The 13,764-nt window shown below is 51.5% G+C and carries 16 protein-coding genes; 5 read left to right on the forward strand and 11 right to left on the reverse strand.

What is annotated here, in order from left to right:
- Positions 1-406 precede the first annotated feature (406 nt).
- The 8 genes from K6123_RS13245 to K6123_RS13280 all read right to left on the reverse strand — a co-directional run bounded on the left by K6123_RS13245 (position 407) and on the right by K6123_RS13280 (position 4,472).
- The gene (locus K6123_RS13245; RefSeq protein WP_221798509.1) at positions 407-610 is read right to left on the reverse strand and encodes a hypothetical protein; all 204 of its coding nucleotides are present in this window, start codon (positions 608-610) and stop codon (positions 407-409) included.
- Between the two features lie 52 nt (positions 611-662).
- Complete coding sequence (locus tag K6123_RS13250) at positions 663-1,145, reverse strand: hypothetical protein (RefSeq protein ID WP_221798511.1); 483 nt, start codon at positions 1,143-1,145, stop codon at positions 663-665.
- A gap of 44 nt (positions 1,146-1,189) precedes the next feature.
- Positions 1,190-1,591, reverse strand: coding sequence for a hypothetical protein (locus K6123_RS13255; protein WP_221798513.1), 402 nt, complete (start codon positions 1,589-1,591; stop codon positions 1,190-1,192).
- A gap of 611 nt (positions 1,592-2,202) precedes the next feature.
- Entirely contained in the window at positions 2,203-2,631 is a 429-nt protein-coding gene (locus K6123_RS13260; protein ID WP_221798514.1) for a hypothetical protein, read from the reverse strand.
- Between the two features lie 422 nt (positions 2,632-3,053).
- Positions 3,054-3,488, reverse strand: coding sequence for a type II toxin-antitoxin system YoeB family toxin (locus K6123_RS23505; RefSeq protein WP_221798981.1), 435 nt, complete (start codon positions 3,486-3,488; stop codon positions 3,054-3,056).
- Positions 3,489-3,598: 110 nt separating this feature from the next.
- A complete protein-coding gene (locus tag K6123_RS23465) occupies positions 3,599-3,709 on the reverse strand; it encodes a type II toxin-antitoxin system Phd/YefM family antitoxin (RefSeq protein WP_343224000.1) in 111 nt (36 codons plus the stop codon).
- A 115-nt stretch (positions 3,710-3,824) separates the two neighbouring features.
- Positions 3,825-4,067 (reverse strand): hypothetical protein, encoded by a 243-nt coding sequence (locus K6123_RS13275; protein ID WP_221798516.1) that lies wholly within the window; start codon positions 4,065-4,067, stop codon positions 3,825-3,827.
- Positions 4,068-4,226: 159 nt separating this feature from the next.
- Positions 4,227-4,472 carry a phage tail protein gene (locus K6123_RS13280; protein WP_221798519.1) on the reverse strand — a complete coding sequence of 82 codons (246 nt, stop codon included), beginning with the start codon at positions 4,470-4,472 and terminating at the stop codon, positions 4,227-4,229.
- Positions 4,473-4,725: 253 nt separating this feature from the next.
- Between K6123_RS13280 and K6123_RS13285 the strand changes: the two genes are divergently transcribed.
- Positions 4,726-5,253 (forward strand): DUF1285 domain-containing protein, encoded by a 528-nt coding sequence (locus K6123_RS13285; RefSeq protein ID WP_221798520.1) that lies wholly within the window; start codon positions 4,726-4,728, stop codon positions 5,251-5,253.
- A 1-nt stretch (position 5,254) separates the two neighbouring features.
- On the opposite strand, the gene K6123_RS13290 is transcribed toward K6123_RS13285, so the two are convergent.
- Both K6123_RS13290 and K6123_RS13295 read right to left on the reverse strand, forming a co-directional pair.
- On the reverse strand, positions 5,255-6,691 hold the full coding sequence (locus K6123_RS13290) for an ABC transporter substrate-binding protein (protein WP_221798523.1): 1,437 nt from the start codon (positions 6,689-6,691) through the stop codon (positions 5,255-5,257).
- A gap of 16 nt (positions 6,692-6,707) precedes the next feature.
- Complete coding sequence (locus K6123_RS13295; RefSeq protein ID WP_221798524.1) at positions 6,708-8,291, reverse strand: lytic transglycosylase; 1,584 nt, start codon at positions 8,289-8,291, stop codon at positions 6,708-6,710.
- An 85-nt stretch (positions 8,292-8,376) separates the two neighbouring features.
- Here K6123_RS13295 and K6123_RS13300 point away from each other — a divergent pair, with 85 nt between their 5' ends.
- The 3 genes from K6123_RS13300 to dnaQ are packed head-to-tail and all read left to right on the forward strand — an operon-like array spanning position 8,377 to position 10,288.
- On the forward strand, positions 8,377-9,117 hold the full coding sequence (locus K6123_RS13300) for a class I SAM-dependent methyltransferase (protein WP_221798526.1): 741 nt from the start codon (positions 8,377-8,379) through the stop codon (positions 9,115-9,117).
- 26 nt (positions 9,118-9,143) lie between these two features.
- The gene (rnhA, locus tag K6123_RS13305) at positions 9,144-9,575 is read left to right on the forward strand and encodes a ribonuclease HI (RefSeq protein ID WP_221798529.1); all 432 of its coding nucleotides are present in this window, start codon (positions 9,144-9,146) and stop codon (positions 9,573-9,575) included.
- Positions 9,575-10,288 carry a DNA polymerase III subunit epsilon gene (gene dnaQ / locus K6123_RS13310; RefSeq protein WP_221798531.1) on the forward strand — a complete coding sequence of 238 codons (714 nt, stop codon included), beginning with the start codon at positions 9,575-9,577 and terminating at the stop codon, positions 10,286-10,288. Before rnhA ends, dnaQ begins: the two co-directional genes overlap by 1 nt.
- Before the next feature lie 65 nt (positions 10,289-10,353).
- Here the strand turns inward: dnaQ and nhaB are convergent, their stop codons facing one another.
- Positions 10,354-11,865 carry a sodium/proton antiporter NhaB gene (nhaB, locus tag K6123_RS13315; RefSeq protein ID WP_221798532.1) on the reverse strand — a complete coding sequence of 504 codons (1,512 nt, stop codon included), beginning with the start codon at positions 11,863-11,865 and terminating at the stop codon, positions 10,354-10,356.
- Positions 11,866-12,117: 252 nt separating this feature from the next.
- Between nhaB and K6123_RS13320 the strand changes: the two genes are divergently transcribed.
- Positions 12,118-13,761 carry a FimL-related protein gene (locus K6123_RS13320; RefSeq protein ID WP_221798534.1) on the forward strand — a complete coding sequence of 548 codons (1,644 nt, stop codon included), beginning with the start codon at positions 12,118-12,120 and terminating at the stop codon, positions 13,759-13,761.
- Positions 13,762-13,764: the final 3 nt, after the last annotated feature.

Below are 13,764 nucleotides of genomic sequence, written 5' to 3' on the forward strand. Positions count from 1 at the left end.
TAGCCTTGCTCGGTCACGAGAGCAACGGCTTCATCCTTAAATTCTTGTGGGTACTGTTTGTAACTGCGTTTCTGACTCATGGTTGGCACCTCTGGCTGAGAAGAGTTTATCTCTTCTTGAGGTGTCCAGGTTAAAACCAGAACACCTGGTTTTAACCTGGTTTTAAGAGAATACAGTCCGTTAAAGTTCTTTCTGCTGCTGATGTTTTATTCTGGCTGTGGTGCAGGGGCAATCTATTTGGCGATTTTCAAAAAGAAGTAAATCTGTAACCGGAATCAGCTCAGTGCCAGCGGCCAGTTTAGATAAATGTAAAATACCCAGTGATTAACGATGCCCACAACAACGCCAATCAAGATCGGCATTATGAGCGATAAAGTCAGATTGAATCTGGTTGTATTTCTGAGTTCTATCTGAAGCTATCTCTTTCCAACTCGGTCTTGCCATAAACCACAGTGACAGGCACGCCGGACTTGGCTTTGTCTGAAATCAGTTCGCAGAGGCGGGGATTGATTTTCAGGTACAGGCTAACCAACACCAGGTTCTTGGTGGACTTGAGAACGAGTTGTTCCAGGAGAAAATTAAGGGGTGCTTCAGTGAGGAGCTTGGCCATGGTTCATCCTTGAGTAGTTACATAGCCAATTTACTTGATTTTGACTCTGCTGTCAGGAGTTGGATGGAGTGCCCAGGGCGGATGCCAATCGGGATATTCTAAAGCATCTTTTGAATTTGAATTGTCGCCAGCTGCCTGAAGGCTCTGATAGGAGAGGGATATAGATGGTAGGATTATCCAATACTTCAATTTGCCATTGTTTGTCACCGAGGAATTCAAAGACTACCTTATTCGGTTCAATCAGACCAGATATTGCAAACACCCCTGTGTTGTATGGCCAAAATAGAGATGCACTATCCAGAATACTGTTACAAAAATCAACCAGGGTGATATTTAATACTTCTTCGAATAGGCAGTCATCCGTTGCAAACACGAGAACGAAGTCACTGCATTGAATGCATGCCTCAACAAACGTACCGCTCACAGTTATATCTATCGGCGAATCAGTTATTACTACGCGAATTTTTGCCGAAGTATCTTCAGTGCTTTCAGTCACCAACGTCGAGATGATGCGATTCCCGTCAATAATATGCATATGTCTCGATCTTTAGCTCAAAAACCGTTAAGTCGACCTTACGGTTAATCCTCTGACACTTCCGTTAACACAGTCATAATCTTTTCAATATCACTAACGGATTCTTTGCTCTTAACAGCCAATTTACCCTCCATACCAAGCAAAAAACGCCGAGCCCGCCATGAGAATGGCAGGTAGTCTATGCGGGCTGTTGTGATCCTGTGTTGGCCAATGAGATTGGGGAGCTGTTTGTCTAAGGCATTAAAGCCAGCAGTTGAGTCAGGCACCACCCAGAGAGAATGGTCAAAAATCAGTATGAAGCAGCATGAGTCATTCGCAAGAACATCGCTACCGATCAGCAAGGCGTAAACACTGCCGAGGCTTTCTACCTGCTCAGAAACGCGTTCACCGTTAGGCAACTGCAACTCTAGGGTGTCGATACTTGTACTTATTTTTCCAATAGGCATGATTTTAATCACTGCTGCGAGCTGGAGTGGGAGAGGTTGTCATTACTGGGTTTGTCTGGCAGCAGCAACTTGTTAAATGCATTACTGCACACTGAAATTCACTTCTCGTGTGCGTCCATTACATTCAAATCCTGGATCCCCAATGCATGATCCAGTTTCGACTATGGCACCGCCCACCTCAGAGACCACCCCCAAATTAAATATTGTGGGCATAGGATGTGCCGTAGGAAGTATCACAGCAAAAAACTCGAATTCCTTTTTTGGCATCAGCTCGTAGTAACCGTTTTTATCAGTTATCGTATAGAGCTCGGGATTGGACTCATAGAATACTTTTGCTCCTGAAACTGGCTCACCCGTCTTTGCACTTGATACAACGCCAGTAAATTTGGGGGTCTTCCAATTGTGGTGAGGATAAGGAAATGCACACCCGTACAAAGATAGAAAGATTGCAATAGACGCGATATGTCTCATAGGCATTTAACGTCGCCGTCACTGGACAGCTGGCTGTAGTTGTAGTTGTAGTTGTAGTTGTAGTTTATGTTAACGGAGCGACAGCGTAGTGCATAAACTGCAACGAAAGACTGCTGTTCTGGCGCACGGCTTGGTTAACACTAGTATTTGAACAGTGGTTTTACCTGATCATTAAAGTACCAAGAATTTAGTAGCCACTTATCTTTTGGCTTGTAAAATATGAAGTGCCAAACCATTACATGTTTTTCAAGTTTCTGAAGATACATATATTGTATTAATGAATCACCAAGATGATCTTCTTCAATAAATTCATACCCAATTGACCTGCCAAATCGTTGTGAGATAGCTGGAAGTTTCATGTCCATCTGGTTTATTTGAACATCAAATTCGGCCACTGGAATAACAGAATATGGGCGAAGCTTTGAAAGACCCTCTTTAAAATTATCTTTACTAACACTATCCATTACATCTTTTGCTAACGATTGAGCGTCTTCTTTACTGGTCAGATACTCAATAGCTTGTGCAGAAAAAGACAAGGTAAGTATAAGCATTAATATCAGGTATTGCATTGTGGCTCCTTGTGAGTGTTGACAGTTTGTGAGTGCGTATGGGCGTTTTTCTGGTGGCTTATATTTTTGCAAGTGATGACTATCTTATTGATTTCCATGAAAACTTCCTTATATAAGAAACACCCGATCACTAGAAGAACGAGCATGCGCGTATATCCATTTTCTTTTGCGCGATAATCTGTAAACCCTTCACACAAAGTCCCTGCCTTCAGCCACTTACGCTAGCATCTACCAGAAAAATGAGCAATCCATCTAGAGAAAACAGGCACTAGGATTGGAAATTGGTGATTATGCTATATGGATATACAGATTCTGGGGCGAGGGACTATCAAGCCCCCTTTTAAAATACGTGTTACAGGGACGCATCCCCAGGGCAGGGCACAGCAGAGAAGCCTGCACGGCCTGCATGAGCTTTACCATCGCTAGGCTAATCCTGGCGGTCCGAGACTTGTGGAGTTGACTGACGGGTTACCAGACCTGCTGCGAGACGGGCGCCTGCTGCGCTGGGTAAACCCTTGACCGCAGTCTCCAGGAGAGGGGTAACCATGCCAATCCCCACCATATCGGCGTTGCCGCATTGACCAGATGCAGATCCGGACGCCTGCGAACACCGCACAGCGGCGCTCGCAGCCCCCCCCAGAGCATTCACACTGGCTAGCCATAGAGAATGGGGAGAAGGAACCAGATCCTGCAGTTGTAATTGCCGTTATCAGTAGTGACAACGAAGCAGGGCGGTATCGGTGACTTTGTAGACCAGAATACCCTGACCAGTTGTGCTTGAGGGGCTCAGGATCACCAAGCCCTTCAAACGGATGTCGCTGAATGTCTTTGGTCAGGGTGTTGATGTGTTTCAGGATTTTCTTGTCGGTCTGTTGCCAGTAGAGCGTCTTTGGCCCAGGACCGGATCACTCTTCAATCAATCCTTGTTCTGTGCCGTGCCCCGCTTCAAGTTCAGCAATAGCCCGATTCAAACGCTCGGCGTTTTTGGGCTGGCCATCAAGTAGGCGGTTTCTTCGTAAGCGTGGAAGTCTTCCAGGCTCATGACTACCGCGGCTTTACCATTCTGACGTGTGGTCATCGTTGACTTTGTCGAGCACGCTGGACAGCTGTGACCGGAAGGACGAGTAGCTAATTGCGTCCATCTGTTCTGCCTCTTTGGGTTGTACAAGTTATTGTACTCTCACATTCGAATTTCAGCTGCTGCTTTCCTGATAATGCAGTCGAATATATTCAGTCGCTATTTGCCTGACGTCATACACCGTCAAGTCTTCTGGTAAATCTCCCGCCTCGCAAATTTCCAGGATTCGTTCGGCAAAGGTGTTTATCGCCTCTGCTTGTAGCTTATTGAACATGGCTTTCAGTTGCTGGCATTCCGCGGCAAGGTCGTCGCGTTCAGCCTGTAATTTGAGGTAGTCGCTGGAGGATGGGATTTTCAATGAGGGATTCCCGAATTTAAGGCATCAGTGGAATTCGGGGATTTTCGCATGCCGGCAACCGGGTTTCTGCGACATCTGGCTGGAATGGATTTTTTTGCTGAAATTGCCAATAGCTGTCGTGAAAGCACCCTGAGCTGGTGACAGCTCAGGGTCTTAGAATTACTGGCGATTCGGATACAGTCCGGTAATCGAAATAAAATAGCTCAATCCTTCAAGTGGTGATTTGCCGCGTAAATCCGGCAGTGCAAATGTTGCAGGAGCCTCTCCACCGAAACGATTCCCCAGCACGGAGAACAATGCTGCATTTTGCTGCACATTCATTATTTGACCTTCACAACGAGCCCAACCCTGAATAGAAAATTCATACGGAAACAGCTGGATCTGGCCCAAAAGCGCTTCGTGCATCGGATACTCCTTTATGCGGATTGGTAGTAGGAGAAGCGACCGTATCAGTCGATCAAAAAACGTGCAATTACGCCGGGTAGTCCAAGCGTGCCACCGACTGAATTTGTATACCGGGTCACTCTTAAGCCAGTATGCAACGCACTCCGACAGGCCGTCGATCATCCATATGGCCGATTCTGGTTATAATCTTGCTGTGCGCCGCTGCAGACTGGCTATTACAGCAGCTCCAACCACCTGAATCATCGAGATACTTATGTCACTTCAATCCTTGCTTGAAGCCCTTGGCAAGCAGCCATCAGGAATGCTTCCTCCCGTCAAAGACTGGCACCCTGACTTTTGCGGTGAAATCGACATTCGCATCGACGCTGCGGGCAACTGGTTTCATGAAGGCGGACAAATTACCCGCGAGCCGCTGGTGCGCTTGTTTGCCTCGGTATTGCGCAAAGATGGCAATGACTATTTTCTGGTGACGCCGCAGGAAAAGCTTCAGATCCAGGTGGAGGATGTACCATTTCAGATTATTGCCATTGAACGTCAGAACGGTGTGATTCAGGGCATTACCAATGTTGGCGACAGTTTTGAGATCTCCGCCAGCCAGCCGTTTGAAAGCGACATGCAAAATGGTGTCGATGTCCCCGTGGTCGATATTCGTCAGGGATTAAAAGCCCGCCTGGGTCGTAATGCGTATTATCAGCTTATTGACTGGTGTGAAGAAGACAATGGCCGTTATTTTGTTCGCAGCGGCGATTACCGCTATTGGTTTGAAGGGCTGACAGACTAGCTCAGGGCAGGGCAATCAGCCGCCCAACACCTTCTGAGCCTGGTGATGTTAGGATCGATGACTTGCGACGAGCATCAATCCAGAAGTAGCCGCCAGTGGCAATATCAAATGGGTCGAGCAGGTTTGAGCCGTAAGACGCAGTTGCCTCAGCGGGGATTTCAACCCAGCGCCAGGCCAATATTCCAGCGCTGCGACGAGCATGCTGATGGTGGCAGTCGGCCGTCAGGCTGGCAGCAGGCTGGCGCTGAAAGGCATCATCCAGATACAGGGCCGGGTTGCCATACGACGTCAGGGCAAACCAGGCAAGCCGGATTTGTCCCGTCGCCAGTCCTTTGTTGAGTTGCTGGGCGCTGGTCTGATGGCTGATAATAGCGGATTCCCCGGCCATTTGCTGCAGTTGTTGCTGTAGCCAGTCGCCGTCGGGGTTGATGGTGTAAGACAACTCCAGCGGCGCACCCGTCAACTTCAACGGGCGAACCAGGCATTCCCACAAATTCACCGGCTGGTACTGATAATGGTATTGGTCGACCGCGGCACGGGCAGTCAGTGCGGTTTCATGATCAGCAATGGCCGGATCAAGCTGCAAGGTGTCCAGTTCGCCGCGCTCAAGCATCTGATAAGCCTTGTGGGCTTCCGGCAGCAAATAAACCATCACCCGACTGACGTTGTAGCGATACCAGAACAGGGGCACGCGCAACCCCCACCAATCGGATCGCCGACTGAGGGTAATTTGCTGGTTTTTAATGATGCGGGTGATGTTGTACGGACCAGACGTCGGTTCGGCGCGCCAGTCACGATCCTCAAACCACTGAACCTTGCTCCAATAATGCTTTGGCAGTGGCCGCAAGGCCTGTATTTGTTCAATCAGATCATTGGAAATGGCCGCTGTAGCGACAATTGAAAAATGGCGTTCGTCGTGAATTTCAAGCGTCATACCAAGTTGACGAACGACAGCTGCGGCCCAGTCTGAGCGGCCAACGACCGATCTGAACGTATAGACAATGTCTTCCGTATTGATGGCGACGCCGTCGCTCCAGAATATGTGGTTACGCAGTCGGAAGGACAGTCGTTTGTGATCAGCAGAAATCGCCCAGTGATCAGCCAGCCCGCCCTGAAGCTCGTCACTTCCGGGCAAGCGATAGAGCAGCGGAACCTGCAGAGAGTCGAGCAAGGGAGTCAGTGCATGACTGGAATCCGGGCCATAACGCCGCAAATTCAGCTCTGTGCCGATAATCGCCATGCGAAAGGTGCCGCCAACAACGGCTTCCGGCACACCACGCGCAATTTCGGTGACATTGGTTTGCCAGTCAATAAAGGCTGGCAGGGGTGTTTCGAGGATCTCGATCGGGTTATCGCTCGCCGTGACGTCGAACGTAGCCAGCAAACCCAGTGCAAGCCAGACGGACGCAATGCTTCGACGAGCGGACAATCGGGACATCAGAACTCCCTGGGTATTAGCGCACCACGTTCACATACAGCAGCAATGACATACCGGGCTGCAGGTATTTGGCGCGGGTGTCGTTGGGGTTCCACTTGCGAATATCTGCCACCGAAACCCGGAAACGACTGCCAATGCTGGCGAGCGAGTCACCACTACGTACCCGATAGGTCACTTTACGAATTTCCTGACGGCCGCTATTACCACTACTGGTCGGCTTGCTGGTCGGCTTGCTGGTCGGAATCCAGATTGTCAGCTTTTTGCCAACAGTCAGAGGGTCGCCCGGAGCCATGCCATTCCAGTGGGCAATTTGACGCGAGGTCACGCCATATTTTTTACCAATTTCCCAAAAGGTATCACCAGAGGCAACCTGGTAGGAAATCTTGTTGGTATTGGCAGGCTGGCGCGCCGTCTGGGTGCGATCCATACGTTGTGACAAACTGTAAGAGTAACTGTCCTGGCCCTTGATAGCGCCGGGAATCAGCAGCGTTTGACCAACCCGGATAGTATTGCCAGACAGGCTGTTTACCCGTTTAACCACATCAATGGTGGTGCGGTAATGATTGCTGATGGTTTGCAGATTATCGCCGGATTTGACTGTGTAGCGGTGCCAGCGCACCCGCTGCGAGGCAGGCAAAGAGGCCAACCGAGTCTGAAATTCCGCCTGCTGTTCCTGTGGTACCAGAATTTCATGCGGGCCATCGGGGTGCGTCGCCCAACGGTTGTATCCGGGATTGAGACGGTAGATTTCATCAAGATCGGTATCGGACAAATCGGCAACCTGTGCGAGGTCGATCTGGCCACCGGTCTGCACTACCGCAAAGTAGGGTTTGTTCTCAACCGGCTGGAATGGAATCTGGTAACGCTCCGGATATTTAAGCAGCTGCGCCAGTGCCAATAGTTTGGGAACATAAGCCTGGGTTTCGGTTGGTAAGTCCAGCGCCCAGAAGTCTTCCGGTTTGTGAGCCGCCTTGTTCTGGCGAATGGCCTTGCGGACAGTGCCTGCGCCTGAGTTGTAGCTGGCCAGCGCCAGCTGCCAGTCACCGTCAAACTGACGCGCCAGACTGGAAAGATAATCCAGCGCTGCGTTGGTGGCCGCGCGAATGTCACGACGGCCGTCGTACCACCAGTCCTGATTCAGTCCAAAATACTTGCCGGTCGACGGAATAAACTGCCAAACCCCGGACGCCCGTCCATGGCTATAGGCAAATGGATCAAAGGCGCTTTCGACGATGGGCAGCAAGGCAACTTCGCCAGGCACCTCACGCGCTTCAATTTGCTCGGCAATATAGTAGAGGTAGGGGCGCGCCCGTTCTGTCACCCGTTTCATATATTCCGGGTGCTTGATGTACCAGTCACGCTGCTGACGCAGACGTTCATTGTCGACGTTCAGATCAAGCTGAAAGCTGTCGAGAATCCGCAGCCAGACATCCTCTTCGACGAAGGATTCCACCGTTGTGCTGTCAGGTAGTTCATCCAGCAAGGTGACCGCTTCGCTGGCAGGCTGCCAGGCCGCGACGGCAGGTTTCAGATTTTGCTGGCTACAGGCGGTTACCCAGGCGAGGGGTAACAGAATGGTGACTAGTGAGAACGGACGCATGCACTTAAACTGTCAGAAGATTCGCGGCACAGTCTAGTGATTGACCGAGTGTCAGGCAACCAGAGGATCAACAGGAGGTCGAATAGTGGGCGCCAGAGTAAAGTCCGATGCATATCGCAACTGGATTGCAACACGTTCGGCCAGACGATTGTTGTCGCTTGAGGCTGGCTGGATCCGGGAGGTTCTGGTGGACCTGCACGGCCAGCACCTGATGTATTCCGGCGTCGATAATACGCCAAGGTTTCTCAAGCGCAGCCGGATGCGTCATGCCTTTAACATGGGCATGACCTGGACAGATTCCAATGCCGTTGATGGCCTGATGGCCGAAGATGCCTGGCCGCTGGCGGATGAATCCCTGGATGGCGTAGTCCTGCAGCACAGCCTTGATATGTGCGCGCGACCCCATCAACTGGTCCGGGAAGCAGCGAGGGTATTGCAGCCAAGCGGATATCTGGTTGTGGTGGGATTTAATCCGCACAGCGTCTTTGGCGCGGTTAAATTGGCCTGTACACTGTCGTCCCAGGTGCCGTGGGTCTGTAATTGTGTTGATTCCCGCCGCTTGCGTGATTGGCTGACACTGCTGGATTTTCGGGTTGAATCGGTTACGTCGGTGGCTCATTTGTGGCCGTTGCGGCTGCTGACGGAAAGCGCCAGTCGTCGCTTTGACCGGGTTTTTGCCGGTCGCAACTGGCTGCCAGCCAACGCCTATATTCTGGTCGCGCGTAAAACCATTCCAGGCCGCACGCCCAGTCGTCAACGACGCTGGCAATTGCCGCCGGGCTTTGCCAGTAATCCGGCGATAGCACGAGTTAAACAACAAGACTGAATATTATTCAGGCAAACAGGTGTGTTTTGAAAGTAGAGATTTTTACGGATGGAGCCTGCAAAGGTAATCCTGGCCCGGGTGGCTGGGGAGCCCTGCTGCGCTTTGGTTCGGCAGAAAAAGAGCTGTGGGGTGGTGAGCAGGGAACCACCAACAATCGAATGGAACTGATGGCAGCGATTCAGGGTCTGGAGGCTTTGACTCGCCCTTGCGACGTCATCCTGACCACCGACTCCAAATACGTAATGCAAGGTGTTGAGCAGTGGATGGCGGGCTGGAAGCGTAACGGCTGGAAAACTGCCTCCCGGCAGCCGGTGAAAAATCAGGACCTGTGGCAGCGCCTCGATGCGGCAGTCGGCAAACACAAGGTCGACTGGCGCTGGGTCAAGGGTCATGCCGGACATGACGAAAACGAACGGGCCGACATGCTGGCCAATCGTGGTGCGGCAGGGGTGAAATAATGAGACAGGTTGTACTGGATACGGAAACCACCGGTATCGGCGAGGGGCACCGGATTCTTGAAATCGGCTGCGTCGAGGTGATTGAGCGAAAACTGACCGGTCGTCATTTCCACAAATACATCAATCCGCAACGTGAAATCGATCCAGAGGCCCAAGCTGTTCACGGCATCAGCATGGAATGGCTGACAGAGACCAATGCGCCATTTTTTGGCGATGTGGTCGATGAGTTTCGCGAGTTCATTGATGGTGCCCAGCTGGTGATCCACAACGCCGCGTTCGACGTCGGCATGATGGACTACGAATTCCGCCTGTTGGGACTGTCACCGACCATCGAAATCTGCAGCGTGCTGGATACGCTGAAAATGGCTCGCGACATGTTCCCGGGCTCACGGGTTTCACTTGACGCCCTCTGCAAGCGTTACGACATCGACAACAGCCATCGCGAACTGCACGGGGCCTTGCTCGACTCCGAAATTCTTGCGGATGTGTACCTGGCCATGACCGGCGGCCAGACGGCGTTGATACTGGCTGTCGAAGACGACAACAAGGATGGCATCGTTGAATTGGATCTGGATCAGCTGGGCGGTGTTGATACTACCAACCTGCCGGTAATTCGGGCGCTGGCGGATGAAATCAATGCCCATAACAAGATGCTGGAATTGATCGACAAGAAGAGCGAAAACGGCGCGATCTGGCGATCGCTGGAAGGATAGGCTGCCGCGACAACTCGTGGCGGCAACCTGAAAGCCCATGCAGAAACCTGCATGGGCTTTTTACTTTACAGCCAGTGGGTGACTGCAAAATAACCGATGCCGGTCATGACCACGGTGTATGGTAATGCCATTATCACCATACGGCCGTATGACAATCGAATCAGCGGTGCCAAAGCAGAAGTCAGCAGGAACAGAAATGCTGCCTGGCCGTTTGGCGTGGCAACACTCGGCAGGTTGGTGCCAGTGTTGATCGCGGTTGCCAGTACATCGAAGTGTTCACGGGTGATTTCACCGGCCAGCAAAGCGGCCTTCACCTCAGAGATGTAAACCGTTGCAACAAACACGTTGTCACTGATCATCGACAGCACGCCATTGGCGAGGAAGAACACGCCTGGTTGTGAATCTGTGGTGACGTTATTGGTATCCAGAATCCAGCTGATAATCGGCGTAAACAGATGCTGTGCGTGAATCACGCCAACAATACTGAAAAACACTACCAGTAGCGCAGTAAACGGCATGGCTTCTTCGAATGCCTTGCCAATCTGATGCTCTTCGATAATGCCGTTAAAGGCAGTCAAAATAATAATCACCGCCAGGCCAATCAAACCGACTTCCGCCAGATGCAGTGCCAGCCCCAGCACAAGGAAAATGGCAACCAGTGCCTGAATGGCCAGCTGAGCCTTGATTTTGGGTGTCAGTGCAGCTGATTGTTTGTCGTTGAAATCCTGCAGGATGGCGCGTACATCTTCTGGTAGCTTGGCGCCATAGCCAAAGAAGCCGGTTTTTTCCAGCAAGGCACAGGTGATCAAGCCGGCAACCAGAACCGGCATGGTAACCGGTGCCATGCGAGTGAAGAATTCAATGAACTCCCAGCCAGCCTCTTCCGCGATCAGCAGGTTTTGCGGCTCACCAACCAGAGTACAGACGCCGCCAAGAGCAGTACCAACCGCGCCATGCATCATCAGGCTGCGCAGAAAGCCGCGGAAAGCGTCCAGATCCTGACGATGCTGTTCCTTCAGCTCGGCATCGGAACCGTGATCGTGTTCATTGTTGAAGTTTTTACCACTGGCGACCCGGTGATAAACACTGTAGAAACCGACAGAAACACTGATCAGCACAGCGGTGACCGTCAGCGCATCGAGGAAGGCTGACAACAGAGCCGCAACAATACTGAACAGCAGCGACAGCATTACCTTGGAGCGCACACCCAGTAGAATCTTGGTAAAAGTAAACAGCAACAGGTCCTTCATGAAATAAATTCCGGCCACCATAAACATCAGCAGCAGGATCACCGGGAAGTTGTGCAAAGCCTCTTCATACACAACTTCAGCAGGCACCATGCCGAGCAGAATGGCTTCAATAGCCAATAGACCACCCGGTTGCAGCGGGTAACATTTCAGCGCCATGGCCAGCGTGAAAATAAACTCGACAATCAGCAGCCAGCCAGTGATATAGCTCCCCAGCGCGTAGACGCTGACGATGTTAAACGCGAGAAAGGCAAGTATGGTTTTTTTATACCACTGGGGCGCGCTTCCCAGAAAATTGCCCAACACGGCGCTTGTTATTGATGGATTCATTCTTGTTTCCTTGGTCGTATCCCTCTTTGGGGTGTCGGAAATGTAATGGGTTTTGCATTAATTTCAACTGACACAGGCCAGTCAGCTGTTCAGTTAACGGCCAAATGCCAACCTTGTTCCCGCTCATGCGGCAGTTTGGATAGAAGTCTGTCACATGCTGAATATCTTCTATCTGCAAAAGGTTTCACGAATAAGGGGTTATATGGATAGAATACCTTTACCTCTAGTGCGTGGACTAAGCGATACAGCGTCATGGCAGAACTCAACCCGGCAATTGAAGATACCCAGTTTGCAACATCCCTGAACCTGGTGAAGGGAGAAGTTGTGAACGCGCTTGATCAGGCGGCATCACAACTGGACCTGTATTCCGATACAGGAACGCCAGAAAACCTGCGATCCTTCCTCGAAGAAGTGCAGCAGGTGCGTGGTACTTTCAAACTGCTGGATTTCCGCGCCGGCGAACGACTGTGTGAAGAATTTGCGGATACAGGTCGTTCAGCTCGCGGCGGCAAGTTGCCTGATTCGACCCTGTCTGCATTCACCCAGGCAATTATTTTTCTCAAACGCCTGGTTGACCTGATGGGTGAGGGTGCGCCAGTGTCACCGAGCCTACTGGTACCAGCTATCAACCAGATTCGTCGCGAACGCAACGACGCACCACTGCCAGAATCCTATTTTTTCCTGGTCAACCTGCGGCCGAGAGTAGACTTGCCAAAAACCGAGCCGGGCGCTGCCCGGTTTCCATATCGGCGTGCCCGTCAAATGTTCCAGCTAGGCTTGCTGGGTCTGATTCGTGGCCAAAGCCGGGCTGGCGCCATCAAGATCATGCAACGCGCGGTAGGTCGTTTTGAGCGCGCCAGCCGCGGCGGCGCCTCCTGGTTGTTTTGGCATGCAGCATCTGCCGCACTGGATGCACTAACCCAGGACGAATTTGAAATGACCGGCACCCGTCTTGCGTTGCTAGGCCAGCTGGATCGTCAGGTTCGCAAAATTCAGGAAACCGAAGGTCGAGGCTTTGCCGAGAAACAGCCTGACTGGTTGCTGAAAGAGTTCATTCATATTGTTTCGCTGGCGCAGCCTTCGACCGATCTGGTTCGCCAGGTGCAGGAAGAATTCCACGTTGGCAAGGGCATCAAGGAAACCCAACTGATCGACTTGCGTAGTCAACTACGCGGCCCGGATTCCAGTGCGCTGGCATCGCTGGCTATTGCACTGCAGGAGGAACTGCAGTCCATCAAGGATCAGATCGACCTGATAGAGCGCATGGATATTGCGCCGGAAGAATTCAAGGAACTGGTCTCAGGCCTGCGCCGCATTTCCGACACATTGTCGATCACCAATCATGTTGAAGCAGCGGACCGAGCCAACCTGCTGGCGGTTAATCTTGAAGCAACCGGCATGGCCGGGCTGCGTAATCGAGCCACATTTGTTGCCGATGAAGTCATCAAGCTTGAGCAAAGCCTGCGCACGATCGGCGCCAGCGGCATTGATAAAACCGCCGCCGTTGATCCTGTCAGTCTCAATGAAGCCAAAATCGCCATCCTTTCTGAATCCATGGCGGCTTTGGGCATGGTCAAACGCGCCATTGGCAGCTACCTGGAATCCGCTGGCGACAAGCTACATGTCCGCAATGTCAGCAAGAGCCTGCTGGATGTCGCTGGAGCCATGCTATTCCTTGAACGCCAATCCATCCACGATATTCTACTGGCCTTGCGTGATTTCATCGAAAACCAGGTCCTGGCCGGTGAAGAGATGATTGAAGAGCACAAGATGGAAGCCTTCGCGGACGCCATTACCGCAGTTGAGTATTATATCGACTCAATGAACACTGGCGGAGCCGGTTCAACAGAAGCGGTTAAACTGGCCCAGGAAAGTCTTCGCCACCTGATTAGCTGAAGG

The organism is Oceanobacter mangrovi (assembly GCF_019740315.1).
GTDB lineage: Bacteria > Pseudomonadota > Gammaproteobacteria > Pseudomonadales > Oceanobacteraceae > Oceanobacter > Oceanobacter mangrovi.